The sequence below is a fragment of the Streptomyces sp. NBC_00080 genome (assembly GCF_045041255.1).
GTDB lineage: Bacteria > Actinomycetota > Actinomycetes > Streptomycetales > Streptomycetaceae > Streptomyces > Streptomyces coriariae.
The window spans coordinates 1,960,644-1,979,093 of record NZ_CP108235.1 but is presented as its reverse complement, the minus strand read 5'-3'; the positions used below and the strand labels follow the sequence as shown (position 1 = coordinate 1,979,093).

Genomic DNA, 18,450 nt, shown 5'->3' with positions numbered 1-18,450 from the left:
GTCGTCCGGATCCCGCGCGCTCGCGCCCCTTCCGCATCCCTCGAGGAGCCTCTGACTTGCAGGCTGCCGTCACTGTCACGCCTTCCCGTATCCCCGAACTGCTCCTCGGTCTCGCCACCGTGCGGCCGGTGTTCCTCTGGGGCGCCCCCGGTATCGGAAAGTCCTCGCTGGTCAGGGACTTCGCCGAGTCGCTGGGGCTGGAGTGCGTGAGCCTGCTCGGCACACAGCTCGCGCCCGAGGACCTGATCGGCGTCCCCCAGATCCGGGACGGCCGGTCGGTGTTCTGTCCGCCGGAGGCCATCGCCCGTGACGAGCCGTACTGTCTGTTCCTGGACGAGCTGAACGCGGCCACGCCCGATGTCCAGAAGGCGTTCTACTCCCTCATCCTCGACCGGCGGATCGGCAACTACGAGCTCCCCAAGGGCTCGATCGTCATCGGCGCCGGGAACCGGGCCACGGACAACGCGCTCGCCCGGCCCATCGCCTCCGCGCTCGTCAACCGCCTCACCCATGTGCACCTCGAGGCGTCCGCGAAGGACTGGCTGACGTGGGCCGCGAACAACGACATCCACCCGTGGATCCTCGACCACCTCACCGACCGGCCCGACCACCTGTGGTCCAAGCCGCCGAAAACCGAGGAACCGTTTTCCACCCCCCGTTCCTGGCACATGCTCTCCGACGCGCTGCACTCCTTCGGGCCCGACCTAGACGAGGACACGCTCACGGTGCTGGCGCACGGCACGCTGACGCCCACGCACGCCACCGCCTTCCGCGGCTACGTCAAGATCGTGCGCAGCCGGTACGGCATCGAGGCCATCCTCAAGGGCGAGGCCCCCTGGCCGCGCCGGGTCGAGGACCGTGACCTGCTCTACTACCTCGCCGACTCGTTCCGCGGCCGGCTCGTCAAGGAACTCCCGGCCGTCCGGGAGCACATGTCGGCGAAGGGTCGGCAGACCGCGTACCGCGCCAAGTCCCTGCTCGTGCAGCTCGCCGAGATATCCGTCGAGGTCGCCCAGACCGTCATCGCCTCCGACGCCGACGGCAACCCGGTGCTGCCCGCCTGGTTCCTGGTCGAGGCGGCCCGGGACATGCCCCGCCTGGTGGAGGCACGCCGGTGAAACGGGAGGACCGCGACAAGAAGAAGCGGGACCTCGCCGCGGAGGCGTTCGAGTCCGGAAGGCTGGCCCTGCGCGGCAACCCGGCGCTCGCGGCCGTCGACTTCGACACCTGCCGCCGCGAGGAGTGCACCCTGGCTCCCCGCGACGGACTCGTCCGCGCGGACTCCAACGGCACCCTGCACGCCCACCCGACCCGGCTCGCCGACCCCGACCGCTGGGCCTGGTCCCTCGCGCACGCCGCCCTCCACCTCGGCTTCGGACACCTCCCGGCATCCCCGAACGAGCGCGCCCAGCCCGACCGGTACGACCTCGCCGCGCGCTGCATGGTCGTCAACCGTTTTCTGCTGACGTTTCCGGTCGGCCGCGCCCCCGACGAGCTGCCGCCGTCGTACCCGGGCGGTGACGAGGAGCAGCTCGCCGCCCGCTGGCGGCGCACCGGGCTGCCGGCCGCCTACGAGCACTGCGGCACCGCGGGGACGGCCGCCGACCAGGTGCTCGTGCGGTGGACCTGGTCCGGGCGCCAGATGCCGGACTGGCCGCTGGCCTTCGCCACCGCCCTGACCCGGACCGTGTCCGCCGCGATGGACATGGCGGGCGGCCGCCGCGCCTCCCTCGACGGCGCGGTGACCCCCTTGCGTCCCTGGGAGCGGGCGCTGAGCTGGTTCGTCTCGTCCTACCCGCTGCTCGGCGGCCTCGCGGCGGGCATCACGCTCGTCGCCGACGCCGAACTCGCCCGCGCGCACGGCATCTCGATCGCCGCCGTGAACGCGGAGGCGGGCGAGATCTACATCAACCCGCTGCGCCGCTACGAGGACGAGGAATGGCGGTTCGTCCTCGCCCACGAGATGCTGCACGCCGCCCTGCGCCACGGCGACCGCTGCGGCACCCGCGACCCCTACCTCTTCAACGTCGCCTGCGACTACGTCATCAACGGCTGGCTGCGCGAGATGCAGGTCGGCACGATGCCCGAAGGGCTGCTGTACGACGCCGAGTCGGCGGGCCTGTCCGCCGAGGAGGTCTACGACCGCATCACCGTGGACCTGCGCCGGATGCGACGGCTGGCCACCCTGCGCGGCAAGGGCCTCGGCGACATCCTCGGCGCCCCGCTCGGCCCGCCCTGCGACCACGTCGACCTCGACGGCTTCTACCGGCGCGGTCTCGCCCAGGGCCTCGAACTGCACCAGCGGCAGGAACGCGGCTTCCTGCCCGGCGGGTTGGTGGAGGAGATCCGCGCCCTCAGCCACCCGCCGCTGCCCTGGGACGCCCGACTGGCCCGCTGGTTCGACGAGTTCGTGCCGCGCCCCGAGCCGGTGCGGACCTACGCCCGGCCCGCGCGTCGGCAGGCCTCCACCCCCGACATCCCGCGCGCCGGCCGCTGGTTCCCGCCCGAGGAGATCGCCCGCTGCACCTTCGGCGTCGTCCTGGACACCTCCGGCTCCATGGACCGCACCCTGCTCGGCAAGGCGCTCGGCGCCATCGCCTCGTACGCCGAGGCCCGCGACGTCCCGGCCGCCCGGGTCGTGTTCTGCGACGCGGCCGCGCACGACGCGGGCTATCTGCCGGTCACCGAGATCGCCGGCCGGGTCCGTGTCCACGGCCGCGGCGGTACGGTCCTGCAGCCCGGCATCGACCTGCTGCACCGCGCCGACGACTTCCCGCCGGGCGCGCCGCTGCTCGTCATCACCGACGGCTGGTGCGACGTGCTGCGGGTACGGCGCGAGCACGCGTACCTGATCCCGCAGGGTCGCCGACTGCCGTTCACCGCGCGGGGGCCGGTGTTCCGGGTGCGGTGAGCGACCCGTCGCACCGGTCTGGTCAGTGGCGTGCCCAGTGTCCGGAGCGGACCCGTCCGAAGTCGTTCATCAGCTGGACCGCGGGACCGCCGAAGCCGCCTCCGGGGGAGTCGGTGAAGGACACCATGGTGCCCAGGGAGTCGGCCAGCGACATGAATTTGCTGAGGGTGACCCGGTCGTCGCGGAACTCCGGGGCCGGATGGTGGGCGTGTGCGGCCTCCAGCGCCTTCAGGTGGCGCTCCAGGCGGCGCTTGGCCGCTTCCTTGTCCCGTTCGTACAGGTCGTCCAGCGCGTGGAAGGTCACCTCGCTCGTCCACAGTCCGATGCCGTGCACCAGGACCGTCTCCGCGGCGAGGGAGGTGTCCCGCGCCAGGTCGAACTCGTGCCGACGGCTCTCGCGGGCCAGGGTGTCCACGTACTGCACGGTCGCCGTCCCCAGCGCGGACGGCTCCCGGCCGGTCGGCACCCGTACCTCCAGGACCACCCAGTAGGTCTCCTCGAAGGCGAGGTCGGGTGCGAAGATCCGCATGCCCTTCTCGGTGGTGATGATGTCGGGCAGGGCGTCGGCGCCGTAGTCGCTGCGGGCTCGCTCGGCGGCCTGCCGCGCCTGCTGGAACACCTCTGCCCGCGCTCTCGGGTCGGTGACCGGGTCGTGCCCGTACACGTGCCGGATCTCCACCACCGGGTCGATGTCCAGCCGGAGCTGGATGTCGACCGCGGCCAGGTGGTCGCGCCGGACGAGGTCCTCCAGCAGATCGGCCTTGACCTGCTCGGGCCGGGTGACGAAGGTCGAGTGTCCGCCGGCCACCCCGGCGAGCGCCGACAGTTCGGGCATGCGCGCGTCGGAGCCGAAGCCGAAGCACGACACGGTGAGGCCGCTGCGCACCCGGGCCCCGATGTTCCTGCGGATGTTGACCCAGTCCCGTTCGCCGGAGTTCGGGGAGCCGTCGGACAGGAGATACAGGCAGCTGACGGTGCGCCCGCTCACCGCGTTGCGGCCGATCTCGTCGATGCCGTACTGCACCCCGAGGTTGATGTCCGTGCCGCCGTCCGCTTCAAGTCCGGAGACGACCGACGCGAAGTTCCCCGACCGCTCCAGTTCCTCCTTGGTGGCCGCGGGCAGGACGGTGCGCACCCGGTGGTCGAAGGTGATGATGCCCAGGCAGTCGGTGGGACGCAGCTGTCCGTAGATCGTGTGCAGCGACGATTTGACGGTGTCGAGCTTCTCGCCGTGCATCGAACCGCTGGTGTCCACGACGAAGACGAAGTTGACGGGCAGCGGTGCGGAGGCGAGAGCAGGGTCCTCGGGCGTCGGGCCGGCCTTGAGGGCGATCTCCACGAAGTGGGTCGTCGCCTCGTGCGCCTTGAACTCACCCGTCACCGCGGTGAGTCCATGACTGACGGCGATGGCCTCCCCGCTCAGCGGTCCGGGAACCTGCCCGTCCCGGGACACCACGAAGTCGTCGAACCTGATGTGCTCCTGCCCGACGATCACGCCCTGTTCGATGAGTTCCTTCACCCCGAGCGCGGAACGGGTGCCGAAGGCGTTGTTGCGGCGCACGTAGAGGCCGTCGTGGGGGAGGGGGCGGGAGATGTCGCGGGGGGTGTGGGGACGGCCGGGGGGACCGGCCGGCCACCCGGCGGAAGCGGGCGTCGAGGGGGGCGGCAGCATGAAGTCGGCGTCCGGCCGGAGGAAGTCGGGGAGCGGTGCCGGTGCCGAGTCATAGGAGGGCTGCGGGCCGGCGTAGCTGGGCGGCGGCGCGGCCTGGGCCCTGTAGGAGTCGGAGTAATAGGTGGGCTCGCGGTCGCCGCCGAAGGGCAGGTGGCGGTCCTCGACGGACGCGGCCTGGGCATCCCCCGCACCTTGCGGGGGCGGTTTCTGGGCGGCCCGGCGGCCCCTCGGCATCAACCGGTCCGACAGCCCGGTGTCCGAGGACTCGCCTCGAAGTTCGGCAGAGAAACGCCGGGTGGCCTCGGGCGCCGTGGGCCACGGCCGGATCACCAGCCCCTGCCGCAACCAGTGCCACAGGGGTTCGTCGGGACTTCCCGGGGGCGGAGTCGTGACGTCGGGATGGATCACGACGGTGAACCCGTCCGGCGGCGCGTACAACGGGTCGGGAGCCGTAGTCAGGGTGGGGGCGGCCGACAGACCGCGGGCTTCCGCGAACGCCCGGCACCGCGCCTCCCGCCCACCGTGACGGTGACGGGACAACCATCCGCGCCCCGGTGCCGACGGTAACCGGGTGAGCAGCAGCGCCGGGCCCGGCAGCGGCGGCCCCGGCACCGGCGCGGTCGCTCCCGCGCCCGTGCCGCACATCACCAGCACGCCCCGGGCCCGCAGGAAGTTGGACAGGACCTCGCCGTTCGGCGGCGACGGTGCCGGGGCCCCGTCGCCGGGATGGACCAGGACGACAGCGCCGGGCCGGTTCGCGACGAACGCGTCGACCTCCTCGGGTGTCCGGGCGATCACCGGGGCCGGTGACCCTGACCACCGGGACTGCCGCCGGAGCCTCCTCTCCCATGCCTCGCCGGTGCCGTCACCGGCGAGCGGCCCCACGTACAGGACCGTCTCCGCGCTCGCCGCGGCGTTCGGTTCAGTCGGCATGCACACCCTCCGTCGTTCTTGTGGGAAGCGGACAGCGCGCCTCGAAACCGGTCCGCGTGCGCATCCCGCCGTCGAACATGTTCTCGGCCCGCAACCGCCGCAACCACGTGTCGAGTTCGGCGCTCAGCCCGGTACTCTCCCCGGCCAGCCGCACCGCCTGGTCCCGCTGCGCGGGATCGTTGCCGAGCAGCAGAAGCGTGATCTTCAGGGCGAGGGCGTGCGGGCTGCGGGCGTCCAGGCCCAGTGCCTCGTCGGCATAGCGGGCGGCCCCCTGCTGGTTTCCGCGGGCGAGGGCGATCCGGGCCTTCCAGTACCAGAACTCCTCCGACTCCCGGTCCAGACGGGACGCCTCCAGCGCACGCTCCGCCGGCTCCGGCTCGTCCCGCTCCACATGTCTGCGCACGGTGGTGAGCGACCGCTCGACACCGGTCGTCCCGGCGGCACGCGGTGCCCGGCGGGAGCCGCCGGTGGCCACCCGGGCCGCGATGAACAGCACGGCCAGCAGGAACACCAGGAGCATGCCGACGAGCACGACGAACTGCTGGACGCTCTTGCTCTCGGCGAGCGTGGCGAAGATACCGAGGATCGCGACGGTGAAGGTGAGCACGATGACAGCGCCGAAGAGGGCGGTCGCCTGGGTCGCGGTGAGCGCACGGAACATCTTGTTGCGGATGATGTCGCGCACGAAGTCCCGGTAGAGCAGGTACAGCACACCGAGCGCGACGCCGCCAAATCCCGCTATGCCCCCGAGGACTTGGAAGAGTTCGAGCATGTATGGACTGTATGGCTTCACCATGTCGCCCGTCAGGACTTCCGAGGGCCGCGATGCCCGGCTGTGATATCCGGCCGAAACGGGCGAAGCCCCGGCGACGCGCCCGGCGGTGGCCGCCCTGTCCGGTGGGTGGATCGACGCCGGGTGTGATCGGATGGGTGCCAGGCATCCGTCAACGGAACCGCCCGCTGTCTCCACCGTCACAGTTCGAAAGGATTCGTCGTGGCAACCACGCGCTCCGCACACACCGTCTGGGAAGGCAACCTGCTCGAGGGCAACGGGGTCGTGACCTTCGACTCCTCCGGCATCGGTCAGCAGCCGGTGTCGTGGCCCTCGCGCGCCGAGCAGGCGAACGGCAAGACCAGCCCGGAGGAGCTGATCGCCGCCGCCCACTCCAGCTGCTTCTCCATGGCGCTGTCGCACGGCCTGGCCGGTGCCGGTACCCCGCCCACCAAGCTCGTCACCTCCGCCGACGTCACCTTCCAGCCGGGAGAGGGCATCACCGGCATCCACCTGACCGTGGAGGGCACCGTCCCCGGTCTCGACGACGACGCGTTCGCCGCCGCCGCCGAGGACGCCAAGAAGAACTGCCCGGTCAGCCAGGCGCTCACCGGTACGACCATCACCCTGTCGGCCAAGCTCGCCTGAGCCGCCGCGTCGGGTCCGGGGCGCGGGAGCCGTACGAGGCCCCCGTGCCCCGTCGTGCCGTCCGGCCCTCCCTCGTCGGGCAGTGCCGGGCGGGGGAGGACCGGGTCAGACGAGTCCCGTCAGCCCCCTGATCGCGGACTGCGCCCACTCCTGCGCCCCGACCGCCGTCCCGGCCGCGAGGCCGGTCGCGACGGGTGCCAGGGCTCCCTTGAGCATGGTCACCGAGCGGCGGAGCCTGCCCGGCTCGGGCGACTGCGGACCGGTGATCTCGGCGAGGACCTCCTGGGCCGCGCTCTCGGCGTCCTGGCGCTCCTGGTCGCCGAGCCCGGCCGCGGGCAGCTGCCGGAGCAGCTCGGACACCAGCGTCGCGAGCGCCTCGTGTCCCGGAGCGACCGTGTTGTTGAGCTGCTGGTTCTGGGTGGCCGTCTCGTTGTTCCAGGCGAACTGGGAGTTCGAAACACCCCCGTTGAACACCGGACCGTCGTAATGGTGCACCTGCTGGGGGTCGTTCATCGGCCGACTCCGTCCTGATCGCTCTCGTTGCTCTCGTTGCTCTCATCGTTCTGGTTGGTCTGCTGCTGTATGACGTTGGTGTTGTTCCACGCCAACTGGGCGCTGTGGACCGCCTCGACGAAGACCGGCCCGTGGTAGTGGTTGACGATCGTCGGCGGCGGGGGCGGCTCCGTGATCTCCCTGACCGGCAGCGACGTGCGGAGTTCGACCAGTCTGACGCGGCCGTTGTGCTGTACGGCCACCCCCGTCGCCCCGGTCACGGCACAGCCCGCCAGCCGGCCGCCGCAGGCTTCGTCGCAGCGCAGCCCGGTGGCCGCGCAGTCCTCGAAACGACTGTCGGCGACGTCCAGATACGCGGAGCCCGTGCCGCACAGGCCGTACGACTCCGCGCCGGTGACGGTGAGGTTCCGCGCGACGAGCCGCGCCGTGCCGAACGCCAGGGCCCCACCGGTGCTCACGGCGGAGACCTCGCTGTCGTGCACGTGCAGCTGCGCCTCCTCGCCGGCGCCGAACCCCAGCAGCCCGCGCACCGCCGACACCCTTCTCAGGGTCACCCGGGACTGTCCGACGGCGGCCACGGCGGCCATGTCGAAGTCGAGGATCCTCGCGTCGGTGAGCTCGGCCGTCGTACCGCCGTTGCCCCGCGTCTCCAGGCCGAACGGGCAGTGCTCGACGCGGACCTGCGCGAACTCGGCCTTGCTCTCGTCCCAGACCCGCAGCGCGACGCCGGTCAGGCCGCGGACGTCGACACGGGTGAAGTGGCCTCTGGCCTTGTCGGTGACGGCGATGCCGACATTGCCGGCCGAGACGCGGCAGCCGGTCACCCGCGGGGCACCGCCCCGGGTCGACAGCACCGCGACGTTTCCCGCGCCGGTGATCTCGCAGTCCTCGAACGTGCCACGGCCCGAGTCCTGGACGTGGATGCCGGTGTCGCGGCAGTCGGCGAACACACAGCCGCGCACCGCCGGGTCGGCACCGCTCGCCACCAGGATCCCGTTCTCGGCGTCGGTGACGCGGGTGCCCTGCACGGAGCCCCGGGACTGCTCGATGAAGGCCAGGCCCGCCATGTGGGTGGCGACGACCGTGCACCCCTCGACCGTCAACTCCGCTCGGGTGTCCGCCATGACGGCCGCCTGCTCGGCGCCGGTGACCTCGCACCCGAGGAGGTGGGCCCAGGCGTCGCTGACGCGTACCCCGTGGATCCGGCTGCCGTCGAACCGGCTGTCCCGGACCAGCACCCGGGCGTTCTCGATCACCGCGACCGCGTTGTCGGCGGCGTCGGTGAAGCGGCACCGCTCGACCTGCCCGGCGGCGCCGGCGAAGACGGTCCGGCCGTACCGGAACTCGCTGTCCGTCAACGTCATGGACGTGCCCGGCCGGGCGTGCGCACAGACCCCGTTGTGCGCCCGGATCGCCACACGGTCCAGGGTGAGGGTTCCCGCGTGGCAGTCGACGACGCCGGCGTCGGCGTCCCGGCCGACCAGTACCAGGCCCCGGACCACGACCGAACCCGAGACGTCGAGCACGGTCCCGCGGGGAACGCTCACCACCACGGAGCCTGCGTCACCGAGCGCGGCCAGTTCGATCTCGCCCCGGACGGAGAGCCGTTCCTCGTAGTGGCCGGGAGTGATCTCCACCCTCGCGGCCCGGCCCCGCGCGGCCGCGGCGCGCAGCGCGGACCCGATGTCGGGGTGGGTGCCACGACCCCCGTGCGGCGCGACCACGTACCTCTTGACCATGCCCGCGTCCCCCGCAGCGCCCGCCCGTGACGAATCGTCGACTCCCGGTCACCGATGCTACCGGAGGGGTCGGCGGCACCGGGGGTGCAGGCGGTGGCCTTCACCCGGCCTCCTCCTCGCCGCGGACGCGCCCCGGTGGCGGCTCAGGGTTTGCGGGCGACCCCCGCGTACACCGGCACGATGCCCTCCGCCTGGACCGCCACGTCCTCGGGCTCGGGGCGCCAGCCGGAGACCGGGATCACGCCCGGCCCGAGCAGTTCCAGGCCCTCGAAGAAGCGGGCGAACTCGGCCAGGGAACGCGGGTAGAAAGGCGTTCCACCGCGCCGGAAGTTCTCCGCGGCCTTCTCGATGGCCGCGGGGTTCAGGTCGGGGGTCACCTGGGAGAGGATCAGCCAGCTGCCCGGCGCGAGCGCGGCGACGTACTTCTTCAGCAGGCCGTGCACGTCGTCGCCCGCCGGGTCGTCGCTCAGGTAGTGGGTGAGCGCCACCAGCGACAGGGCGACCGGCCGCGTGAGGTCCAGGGTCTCGGCGGCCCGGTGCAGCAGTGTGTCGAGGTCGCGGACGTCGGCGTGCGCGTACCGGGTGGAGCCCTCCGCCGAACCGTGCAGCAGGGCCTCCGCGTGCCGCAGCACGATCGGGTCGTTGTCCGCGTACACGACCTTGGACTCCGGGGCCACGCCCTGCGCCACCTGGTGCAGGTTGGGTTGGGTGGGGATGCCGGTGCCGATGTCGAGGAACTGGCGTATCCCGGCCTCGGCGGCGGTGCGGACGGCCCGCTGCATGAACCGTCGGTTGGCCCGCGCCCCGCGCAGCACCGTGCCGTCCACGGCGAGGATCCTGCGGGCCAGTTCCTCGTCGACGGGGTAGTTGTCCTTTCCGCCCAGCCACCAGTCGTAGACGCGGGCCGGATGCGGCCTGCTGGTGTCGACGCGGGCGGGTGCCTGCTCGGCCTCGGATCCGGTCATGCGGGTCTCGCCTCCAGGAGAGTCAGGAGCCAGGGGTCGGAAGTCAGCACGTGCTCAGAGGCTTTCGCGGGCGTTCCGCAGGATCTTCTTGGTGTGCTGCGCGGACGCGGCGTGCGTCGTCATGTGGTCGAGGACCTCCAGGTGCGCGGAGACCTCCTTGCGATCGTCGAGGTACAGCGCGCCGGTCAGGTACTCGGTGACGACCATGTCGGGCAGTTCGGGCTCGGCGAAACGGAACAGCGAGAACGGCGCGGACGTCCCCGGATGCGGGCCGGCCGCGAACTCGGAGACCTGCAGGGTGACGCGGTCGCGCTCGGCGAACTCCACCAGCCTGTCGAGCTGTTCGGACATCACGTCGGCGTCCACGCTCACCGGACGGCGCAGCACCGTCTCGTCCATCACCACCCACAGATGGGGCGGATCGCCGCTGTCCAGCAGCCGCTGGCGGGCGAGGCGCAGCGACACATGCCGTTCGATCGACTCCGGGGTCGTCTGCCCGACGGTCCCGGCTTCCAGTACGGCGCGCGCGTAGGCCTCCGTCTGGAGCAGCCCGGGCACGAAGTGCGGCTCGTACGAGCGGATCAGCCGGGCCGCGCCCTCCAGGCTCACGTACAGGCTGAACCACTCCGGCAGCACATCGTGGTAGCGCTGCCACCAGCCGGGCCGGTTCGCCTCCTCGGTGAGCGAGACGAAGGCCTCGGCCTCCTCGGCGCCGACGCCGTAGGCCTCCAGCAGCACCTGCACATAGGGGACCTTCAGGGCGACGTCGGCCGTCTCCATGCGCCGCACGGTCGCCGGGGCCACGCGCAGGGCGCGGGCCGCCTCCTCGCGGCCGAGGCCGGCCGCCTCACGCAACTCCTGGAGCCGCCTGCCAAGTACCACCTGGCCCACCGTGGGTGCGGGCCGTCGTTCACTCACCCCACGTCTCCCCTACGCCTCGAGGCACGCGGGTCAGTGTGCCACGTTCCGGCGTCACTCTCACGGGAACGGAGTCGAACATTCATCTGGATTCTTGTCTGAGGTGGCGTCAGTTGATGAGCGAGTGGAGGTACTTGACCGTGGCGGGATCCGCCGGGAGGAACGTCTCGACGGCCAGCTCGGCGACCGTCACGTCCATGGGGGTGTTGAAGGTGGCGACGGACGAGATGAAGGAGAGCACGCGCCCCTCGTGCTCGATCAGCATCGGCAGCGCGAAGTGCTGGACGGGATCGGCGGGTTCTTCCACGGGCCCGCCTGCCGTCGTCGGCCCGTCCTCCGCCACCGGGTACGCGGCGACCTCCTCGTACAGCTCCCGCAGCGGTGCCGAGCGGTACAGGGCGATCTGCCGCTCCATCTGCGCCAGCAGGTGACCGCGCCACTCGCGCAGGTTGCGGATGCGCGGCGCGAGACCCCGCGGATGGAGGGTGAGGCGCATCGCGTTGAGCGGCGGCGCGAGCAACGACTCCGGGACGCCCTCCAGCAGCATCGTGATCCCACGGTTGGCCGCCACCACGTCGTACCGCGCGTCCATCACCAGCGCCGGATAAGGCTCGTAGCCCTGGAGCAGCCGCTCCAGACCCGCGCGCAGCGCGTCCAGCGCCGGGTCGTCCAGCGGGGTCCGCGGGTAGTGCGGGGCGTAACCGGCCGCCAGCAGCAGCGCGTTGCGCTCACGCACCGGCACGTCGAGATGCTCGGCGAGCCGCAGCACCATCTCCTCGCTGGGCCGGGACCGGCCCGTCTCGACGAAGCTGATGTGCCGGGCCGAGGAGTCGGCGCGCAGGGCCAGCTCCAGCTGACTCATCCGCCGCCGCTCCCGCCAGCCCCGCAGCAGCGGGCCGACGCCCTGGCCCGCGGGGGCGGCGGAGGAGGCGTTCGTACCGGACGGGACAATGGTCATACGCAAGACCGTAGTTGAGGAGCGCTTGGATGAACGACTGGCGGAAGTCTTCCCTGGAGTCGACGGCGGTGTACCGCGCCCGGGTACGGGGCTGCCTCCTCGGCGGGGCGCTCGGCGACGCCCTCGGCTACGCGGTCGAGTTCTCCTCCCTCGATCAGATCCGCGCGGCCCACGGACCCAGGGGCCTGACCCGGCTCGTGCCCGACGCCGAGGGTGTGGTCGGCCGCGTCAGCGACGACACCCAGATGACCCTGTTCACCGTCGAGGGCCTTCGTACGGCGGCCAGGAGGGCCCGGCTCAAGGGGATCGGCGGGGCGGAGACCGCCCTCGTGCGCCAGGCGTACGGCCGCTGGCTCGAGACCCAGCAGCGGCCGGGGCCGGCCGACGGGGTCACGGGCGGCCTCCTCGCCGAGCGCTGGCTGTACGCCCGCCGCGCCCCGGGCAACGCCTGCCTGTCCGGGCTCGCCCAGACCCACGTTCCCGACCCGCGGGCCGAGCTGAGCGGTGCGCCCGGGCCGGTCAACCCCGGGTCCAAGGGCTGCGGCACCGTGATGCGCTCGGCGCCGTTCGGTCTGGCCCACCCCTTGGCCGACTTCGCCTTCGGCATGGCCGCCCGCTGCGCCCAGACGACCCACGGCCACCCGACCGGCTACTACGCGGCCGGAGCGCTGGCCGCGATCGTGGCGCACCTGACGCGGGGGGAGTCCGTCGAGGGCGCCACCCTGCGCGCCCTGCGGCTGCTCGGTCGCCACCCCGGCCACGAGGAGACCTCGGCGGCCCTGAACCAGGCCCTCGACCTGGCCGCCGAGGGCGATCCGAGCCCCGAGAAGGTGGAGCGGCTCGGCGCCGGCTGGGTCGCCGAGGAGGCCCTCGCCATCGGCGTCTACGCGGCGCTGGTCACGCACGGGGTGGAGGACGCCCTGCTCCTGTCCGTGAACCACTCCGGCGACAGCGACTCGACGGGTTCGATCTGCGGCAACATCCTGGGCGCGCGGCACGGCGACGGCGGGCTGCCGCACGAGTGGCTGGCGCAGGTGGAGGGCCGGGCCGTGATCGCTGCGCTGGCGGACGACCTGGCGGCCGAATGCCTGCGCGACTGAGCCGAGAGCCGCACTGGTGACCAGGGCCGTCACGGCTTTCCTGTGGCACGCTGGACAGGTACGCGACATCAGGAAGGGAGCCGTGCCATGGCCGTCGAACCGCTGTCGCAGAAGGAGATCGAGGACCGGCTGTCCGAGCTGCCCGGCTGGTCCCTGGACGGCGACCGCCTCGCCCGCGCCTACCGGCTCGACTCCCATTTCGCCGCGGCCGCCCTGGTCGTCCATGTCGCGCGGATCCAGGACGAGCTCGACCACCATGCGGAGCTCACCCTCGGCTACAACACGGTGTCCCTCGCCGTGAACACCCACAGCGCGGGCGGCACCGTCACCGATCTCGACGTCGAACTCGCCCGCCGGGTGGAGGCCGTGGCCCCCGCGCACGGAGCGCGCTGACCTGCGCCGACCGCGCAGACTTGCGCCGAGCCGCGCGACGGAAGGGGCGGTGCGGGCGCGGCGGGAGGCGGGCGGCTCGGGGACTGTACGGGCAAGGGTGCGGTGGTCGGTGGTCACGGAACGGGGGCGCGGGTGCTGGACTACGACGAGGAAGCCGAACGCTACGACGCCTGGCGCGGCGGCGAGCCCAGGGCGGCGGCGGCCGCGGAGGGCGTCCTCGGTCTCGTGCCGGCCCGGGCGCGCAGCCTGCTGGACGTGGCCTGCGGCACGGGCATCGTCACCCGGCGCCTCGCGGCCGGGCGCCCCGGCCTGCGGGTGACGGGCCTGGACCGGGCGCCGGCCATGGTCGGCCACGCCGCCGCCCGGTTGCCCGGAGCGGTCGTCCTCGCCGACGGCCGCCGACTCCCCTTCCGGGACGGGGAGTTCGACGCCGTGAGCAGCGTGTGGCTGCTGCACCTGGTCGAGGACGTCACGGACGCGCGGCGGATCGTCGCCGAGTGCGCCCGGGTGCTGCGGCCCGGCGGGGTGTACGTCACCACCGTCGACAAGGGTGCCTCCCACAACGTGGGCAGCGACATCGATGTCGTGCTGTCCTCGCGCCCGCACCGCCCGGCCTCCGACACCGCGGCGCTGGTGGCGTCGTACGCTGCCGAAGCCGGCCTGGTCCCGGCCGGGCAGGCCCGTTTCGCCGGGCGGGGGCAGGGCCGCAGCCCGCGCCGGGCCATCGTGGACCTGCGCCGCGGCTGGTTCGTCACCCTGCCGCCCGGTCACCCCCTGGCCGAGGGGTTCGCCGCCCGCCTCGCGGCGCTGCCCGACCAGGACCGGCCCCGCCCGGACCCCGCGTTCACGCTGAGGGCGTTTCGGAAACCGGTTCCCGGTCCGCTTCCGGACGGGTGAAGTCCATGATCCAGTTGGTCAGCCAGGTCTCCCCGCCGTCCAGTGAGAAGGCCTGCTCCCAGCGGGCGGACGTGTCGCACACCCCGGACCAGACGAACCGGGCCCGCACGTCCTTGCCGTCGTGCGTGTCGTCGCCGTAGAACTCACCGCGGTCGCGACGGCCGCCGTGGTGTCCGTCGTCGTCGCCGAAGCCGCCGATCACCGGCGGGAACAGCCTGCCGCTCCGGCTGGACGACCAGTTCAGCGACCACTGGCCGCTCTCCCGGTCGAAGAGCCTCAGGGTCAGCCCCTTCGCTCCGAGGTGCGGCATGTCGATCTCGTCGATGTTCGCGGCCCCGTCGAACAGCGGCCGGCAGTGGGCCGTGGACGGGAACTCCTCCCAGTCGCTGTCGGGGTCGAGGAACTCGGTGCGCCGGCGGTGCCGGACCTCCCACGCGCCGTGGAGGAAGTCGAAGTCGTGCGGGCTGCTCATGAGCGGTCCCCCGTCGTTCCCTCGGGCAGGGAATCGGTCAAGTAGGCGTCGAGGTCGGGGACTTCGGGTGCGCGGCGGGCAAGCATGTGCCGTACCCACGCGTCCCGTTCGTGCAGGATCGGCGGCAGTTCCCAGACGCAGCCGATCCAGGGCCGGTCGGTCGCCGCGAAGTGGCTCGGGTCGTCGTCCGGGCAACCGAGCACCGACTGGCCCGCTGCCGCGCCCCGGAAGTGCAGGACGTTGTCCCACACCCAGCTGTAGACGTTGAGGTAGGCGCCGTCGTCGCCGCCCCGGTGCAGTACGACGAAGGTGGCGGGCGGCGTCCCGTCCGGCGCCGGCAGCAGCTCGGGAAGGATCGCGTATGCCGCCCTCTCCACGTCGGGCGCGATGCCCGCCGGGTCGGAGGTGACGTGGTAACGCTTGATCCACCGCCCCGCCACCTCGATCGGCGGGAGCACTGTGAGCAGTTTCTCCGCGAAGGGGAGCGTGGGGGAGGGAGACGTGGACGGGGAGGGAGCGAGGGGGCGGAGATCATCAGAAACATCGGAAACATTGGAAGCAGGGGTCATGGGCAGGACGCTAGGCCCGCTTCACTGACACCATGTGTCAGTGAAGTCCAGCCGACTCGTGTCGATCCTGCTGCTGCTCCAGACCCGGGGCCGGATGACCGCCGCCCAGCTCGCGGAGGAGCTGGAGGTGTCGGTGCGTACCGTCTACCGGGATGTGGAGGCACTGGGTGCCGCGGGTGTCCCGCTGTACGGCGACGCCGGTCATGCCGGCGGCTACCGCCTGCTCGACGGTTACCGCACCCGTCTGACAGGACTGACCGCCGACGAGGCGGAGGCCCTTTTCCTGGCCGGTGTCCCCGGCCCCGCCGCCCAGCTGGGCCTCGGTCCGGTCCTGGCCGCCGCCCAGCTGAAGGTCCGCGCCGCGCTGCCGCCGGAACTGCGGGCGCACACGGACCGGATCAGCGGCCGCTTCCACCTGGACGCTCCCGGCTGGTACACGGACGCGGGGGTGGACGAGACGCCTCATCTGGCGGCGGTCGCCGACGCGGTGTGGAACAGCAGGATCCTGCATATCGTATACCGTCGCTGGCGTGAGCCCACCGACGTCGAACGCCGGCTGGAGCCCTACGGCCTGGTCCTGAAGGCGGGACGCTGGTACGTCGTCGCCGGCCCGGGACCGCGCACCTTCCGCGTCGACCGGATACTCGAACTCACCGCCTCCGACGAGGTGTTCACCCGGCCGGACGGCTTCGACCTGGCCGCCCACTGGACGGCGTACCAGCAGGGCTTTCGCGAGCGGCTGTACGGGGACGGGGCGGAGGCGGTGGTGCGCCTGGCCCCGGGAGTGACCCTCGCCCGTGCGGTGCCACTCGACGTACCCGCCGCGGCGGACGACTGGACGGTGGCCAGGGTCCCCATCGAGTCCGTCGAGCACGCCCACGCCGAATTCCTGCGGCTGGGCGCGGACATCGAGGTGCTCCGGCCGCCGGAACTGCGTGAGCGGATCGCCCGGACGGTGTCAGAGCTGGTGGCGGTGTACGGCAACTCGACTGGTGGCGGCGGCAACTGAGAGACGGAACCCATCCGTCCCTCCCTGGAGGTACGTCTCGTGCAGCACCCGCATCCGCACCCGCCTTCCCATCCGCACCCGGAACCTCGTCCGCACGTGGATCCCCCGTCGCGCAGGCACCGCAGACGAAGGGTCGTCCTCTCCGCGCTGGCCGCCACCACGGCCCTGGTCGGCGCCGGACTGACCACACTCGGCGCCGGCACCGCCGAGGCCGCCACGGCCCGCCAGGTGGAGGCCCTCGACCGGGGCGTCGTCAGCGTGCACACCGACAGCGGCAACCTGGTCAGCTGGCGCTGGCTCGGCACCGACCCCGACAGCGTCTCCTTCAACGTCTACCGGGCCGGCGCCAAGGTCAACTCGGCGCCGGTCGCCGGCTCCACGAACTACTTCCACTCCGGCGCCCCGTCTCAGGCCGACTACACGGTCCGCGCGATCGTGAACGGTGTCGAACAGGCCGACTCCGTCCACGCGATCCCGTTCCGCACCGGCTACAAGGACGTTCCCATCACCCCGCCGGCCGGCGGCACGACCCCCGACGGCGTCGCCTACACCTACGAGGCCAACGACGCCTCCATCGGAGACCTGGACGGCGACGGCGCCCTGGACATCGTCCTGAAGTGGCAGCCGACCAACGCGAAGGACAACTCCCAGTCGGGCTACACCGGCAACACGATCGTCGACGGCGTCAAGCTCGACGGCACCCGCCTGTGGCGCGTCGACCTCGGCCGCAACATCCGCTCCGGCGCCCACTACACACAGTTCCAGGTGTACGACTACGACGGCGACGGCAAGGCCGAGATCGCCATGAAGACCGCCGACGCGACGGTGGACGGCACGGGCGCGGTGATCGGCAGTTCCTCCGCCGACTACCGCAACTCCAGCGGCTACGTGCTGTCCGGCCCCGAGTACCTGACCATGTTCAACGGCCAGACCGGCAGGGCGATGAGTTCCGTCGACTACGTACCGGCCCGCGGCACGGTCTCGTCCTGGGGCGACTCGTACGGCAACCGCGTCGACCGCTTCCTCGCGGGAACCGCTTACCTGGACGGTTCCCGCCCCTCGCTGATCATGGCACGCGGTTACTACACGCGTACCGTGATCGCCGCCTGGGACTGGCGGAACGGCGCCTTCACCCGCCGCTGGACCTTCGACAGCAGTTCCTCCACCAACACCGGCAAGGGCTACGACGGCCAGGGCTCGCACAGCCTCTCCGTCGGGGACGTCGACGGCGACGGCAACGACGAGATCGTCTACGGCGCGATGGCGGTCGACGACAACGGAAACGGCCTGTGGACCACGAAGACGGGCCACGGCGACGCCCAGCACCTCGGCGACCTCGACCCCTCGCACGCCGGCCTCGAGTACTTCAAGGTCTCGGAGTCGACCGGCCAGCCCGCCGAGCTGTACATCAACCCGGCGAACGGCACCGTCAACTGGAAGCTGGCCGCCTGCTGCGACAACGGCCGCGGAGTCGCCGGTGACATCTGGGCGGGCAACGACGGTGCCGAGGTCTGGTCGGCCTCCGACACCTCGATCCGTGACGAGGCGGGGGCGACCAAGGGCCGGGAGCCGTCCTCCGTCAACTTCCTCTCCTGGTGGGACGCCGACCCCGTCCGCGAACTCCTCGACGGCACCCACATCGACAAGTACGGCACGTCCTCGGACACCCGCCTGCTGACCGGTTCGGGCGTCCACTCCAACAACAGCACCAAGGCGACCCCGTCGCTGTCCGGCGACATCCTCGGCGACTGGCGCGAGGAGGTCATCTGGCCGACCAGCGACAACACGGCGCTGCGTATCTACTCGACGCCGTACGAGACCACGACACGCATCACGACCCTGCTCCACGACACGATGTACCGCACCGGCCTGGCCTGGCAGAACACCGCCTACAACCAACCGCCGCACCCGAGCTACTTCCTCGGCAACGGCATGCCGACGGCACCCCGCCCGACGGTCTACACGCCCTGAGCGAGCGAGG

The 18,450-nt window shown here is 72.0% G+C and carries 17 protein-coding genes; 8 read left to right on the top strand and 9 right to left on the bottom strand.

Annotated elements, in window-relative coordinates; genetic code table 11:
- Positions 1-56 precede the first annotated feature (56 nt).
- Both OHU34_RS08780 and OHU34_RS08775 read left to right on the top strand, forming a co-directional pair.
- A complete protein-coding gene (locus tag OHU34_RS08780; RefSeq protein WP_054241580.1) occupies positions 57-1,118 on the top strand; it encodes an ATP-binding protein in 1,062 nt (353 codons plus the stop codon).
- Complete coding sequence (locus OHU34_RS08775; protein ID WP_142266919.1) at positions 1,115-2,911, top strand: DUF2201 family putative metallopeptidase; 1,797 nt, start codon at positions 1,115-1,117, stop codon at positions 2,909-2,911. The genes OHU34_RS08780 and OHU34_RS08775 overlap by 4 nt, the downstream gene beginning before the upstream one ends.
- 22 nt (positions 2,912-2,933) lie before the next feature.
- Here the strand turns inward: OHU34_RS08775 and OHU34_RS08770 are convergent, their stop codons facing one another.
- The gene (locus tag OHU34_RS08770; protein WP_405765713.1) at positions 2,934-5,516 is read right to left on the bottom strand and encodes a VWA domain-containing protein; all 2,583 of its coding nucleotides are present in this window, start codon (positions 5,514-5,516) and stop codon (positions 2,934-2,936) included.
- Positions 5,506-6,288 (bottom strand): tetratricopeptide repeat protein, encoded by a 783-nt coding sequence (locus OHU34_RS08765; RefSeq protein WP_405765711.1) that lies wholly within the window; start codon positions 6,286-6,288, stop codon positions 5,506-5,508. The genes OHU34_RS08770 and OHU34_RS08765 overlap by 11 nt, the downstream gene beginning before the upstream one ends.
- A 222-nt stretch (positions 6,289-6,510) precedes the next feature.
- On the opposite strand from OHU34_RS08765, the gene OHU34_RS08760 reads away from it, so the two are divergent.
- Positions 6,511-6,936 carry an OsmC family peroxiredoxin gene (locus tag OHU34_RS08760; RefSeq protein ID WP_020125610.1) on the top strand — a complete coding sequence of 142 codons (426 nt, stop codon included), beginning with the start codon at positions 6,511-6,513 and terminating at the stop codon, positions 6,934-6,936.
- A gap of 105 nt (positions 6,937-7,041) precedes the next feature.
- On the opposite strand, the gene OHU34_RS08755 is transcribed toward OHU34_RS08760, so the two are convergent.
- From OHU34_RS08755 to OHU34_RS08735, 5 genes are all read right to left on the bottom strand, one after another.
- Positions 7,042-7,449, bottom strand: coding sequence for a hypothetical protein (locus OHU34_RS08755; protein WP_142266921.1), 408 nt, complete (start codon positions 7,447-7,449; stop codon positions 7,042-7,044).
- On the bottom strand, positions 7,446-9,188 hold the full coding sequence (locus tag OHU34_RS08750) for a right-handed parallel beta-helix repeat-containing protein (protein ID WP_405765709.1): 1,743 nt from the start codon (positions 9,186-9,188) through the stop codon (positions 7,446-7,448). Before OHU34_RS08750 ends, OHU34_RS08755 begins: the two co-directional genes overlap by 4 nt.
- 143 nt (positions 9,189-9,331) lie before the next feature.
- Positions 9,332-10,153: an SAM-dependent methyltransferase gene (locus OHU34_RS08745; RefSeq protein ID WP_142266923.1), complete on the bottom strand. Its 822-nt coding sequence runs from the start codon at positions 10,151-10,153 to the stop codon at positions 9,332-9,334.
- Positions 10,154-10,207: 54 nt separating this feature from the next.
- Positions 10,208-11,071: a helix-turn-helix transcriptional regulator gene (locus OHU34_RS08740; RefSeq protein ID WP_142266924.1), complete on the bottom strand. Its 864-nt coding sequence runs from the start codon at positions 11,069-11,071 to the stop codon at positions 10,208-10,210.
- Between the two features lie 109 nt (positions 11,072-11,180).
- Positions 11,181-12,029, bottom strand: coding sequence for a helix-turn-helix domain-containing protein (locus tag OHU34_RS08735; protein WP_142266925.1), 849 nt, complete (start codon positions 12,027-12,029; stop codon positions 11,181-11,183).
- 29 nt (positions 12,030-12,058) lie between these two features.
- Here OHU34_RS08735 and OHU34_RS08730 point away from each other — a divergent pair, with 29 nt between their 5' ends.
- The 3 genes from OHU34_RS08730 to OHU34_RS08720 all read left to right on the top strand — a co-directional run bounded on the left by OHU34_RS08730 (position 12,059) and on the right by OHU34_RS08720 (position 14,419).
- Complete coding sequence (locus tag OHU34_RS08730; RefSeq protein ID WP_405765705.1) at positions 12,059-13,129, top strand: ADP-ribosylglycohydrolase family protein; 1,071 nt, start codon at positions 12,059-12,061, stop codon at positions 13,127-13,129.
- 87 nt (positions 13,130-13,216) lie between these two features.
- Entirely contained in the window at positions 13,217-13,522 is a 306-nt protein-coding gene (locus tag OHU34_RS08725) for a 4a-hydroxytetrahydrobiopterin dehydratase (protein ID WP_142266927.1), read from the top strand.
- A gap of 132 nt (positions 13,523-13,654) precedes the next feature.
- Positions 13,655-14,419, top strand: a complete 765-nt coding sequence (locus OHU34_RS08720) for a class I SAM-dependent methyltransferase (protein ID WP_142266928.1) — start codon at positions 13,655-13,657, stop codon at positions 14,417-14,419.
- On the opposite strand, the gene OHU34_RS08715 is transcribed toward OHU34_RS08720, so the two are convergent.
- Positions 14,367-14,891, bottom strand: a complete 525-nt coding sequence (locus OHU34_RS08715; RefSeq protein ID WP_142266929.1) for a hypothetical protein — start codon at positions 14,889-14,891, stop codon at positions 14,367-14,369. The two genes, OHU34_RS08720 and OHU34_RS08715, sit on opposite strands and share 53 nt — an antisense overlap.
- On the bottom strand, positions 14,888-15,349 hold the full coding sequence (locus tag OHU34_RS08710; RefSeq protein ID WP_405765701.1) for a hypothetical protein: 462 nt from the start codon (positions 15,347-15,349) through the stop codon (positions 14,888-14,890). The genes OHU34_RS08715 and OHU34_RS08710 overlap by 4 nt, the downstream gene beginning before the upstream one ends.
- 151 nt (positions 15,350-15,500) lie before the next feature.
- Between OHU34_RS08710 and OHU34_RS08705 the strand changes: the two genes are divergently transcribed.
- Together OHU34_RS08705 and OHU34_RS08700 are read left to right on the top strand one after the other, a co-directional pair.
- On the top strand, positions 15,501-16,469 hold the full coding sequence (locus OHU34_RS08705; protein ID WP_142266930.1) for a YafY family protein: 969 nt from the start codon (positions 15,501-15,503) through the stop codon (positions 16,467-16,469).
- 96 nt (positions 16,470-16,565) lie between these two features.
- On the top strand, positions 16,566-18,440 hold the full coding sequence (locus OHU34_RS08700) for a rhamnogalacturonan lyase (RefSeq protein ID WP_405765698.1): 1,875 nt from the start codon (positions 16,566-16,568) through the stop codon (positions 18,438-18,440).
- The last annotated feature ends 10 nt before the right edge of the window (positions 18,441-18,450 follow it).

Bases quoted from the DNA above. Each gene is read 5' to 3' on its own strand.
- OHU34_RS08725 (WP_142266927.1), top strand. From the start codon at position 13,217: ATGGCCGTCGAACCGCTGTCGCAGAAGGAGATCGAGGACCGGCTGTCC.
- OHU34_RS08735 (WP_142266925.1), bottom strand. From the start codon at position 12,029: ATGACCATTGTCCCGTCCGGTACGAACGCCTCCTCCGCCGCCCCCGCG.
- OHU34_RS08765 (WP_405765711.1), bottom strand. From the start codon at position 6,288: ATGCTCGAACTCTTCCAAGTCCTCGGGGGCATAGCGGGATTTGGCGGC.
- OHU34_RS08750 (WP_405765709.1), bottom strand. From the start codon at position 9,188: ATGGTCAAGAGGTACGTGGTCGCGCCGCACGGGGGTCGTGGCACCCAC.
- OHU34_RS08770 (WP_405765713.1), bottom strand. From the start codon at position 5,516: ATGCCGACTGAACCGAACGCCGCGGCGAGCGCGGAGACGGTCCTGTAC.
- OHU34_RS08745 (WP_142266923.1), bottom strand. From the start codon at position 10,153: ATGACCGGATCCGAGGCCGAGCAGGCACCCGCCCGCGTCGACACCAGC.
- OHU34_RS08755 (WP_142266921.1), bottom strand. From the start codon at position 7,449: ATGAACGACCCCCAGCAGGTGCACCATTACGACGGTCCGGTGTTCAAC.
- OHU34_RS08715 (WP_142266929.1), bottom strand. From the start codon at position 14,891: ATGAGCAGCCCGCACGACTTCGACTTCCTCCACGGCGCGTGGGAGGTC.
- OHU34_RS08730 (WP_405765705.1), top strand. From the start codon at position 12,059: ATGAACGACTGGCGGAAGTCTTCCCTGGAGTCGACGGCGGTGTACCGC.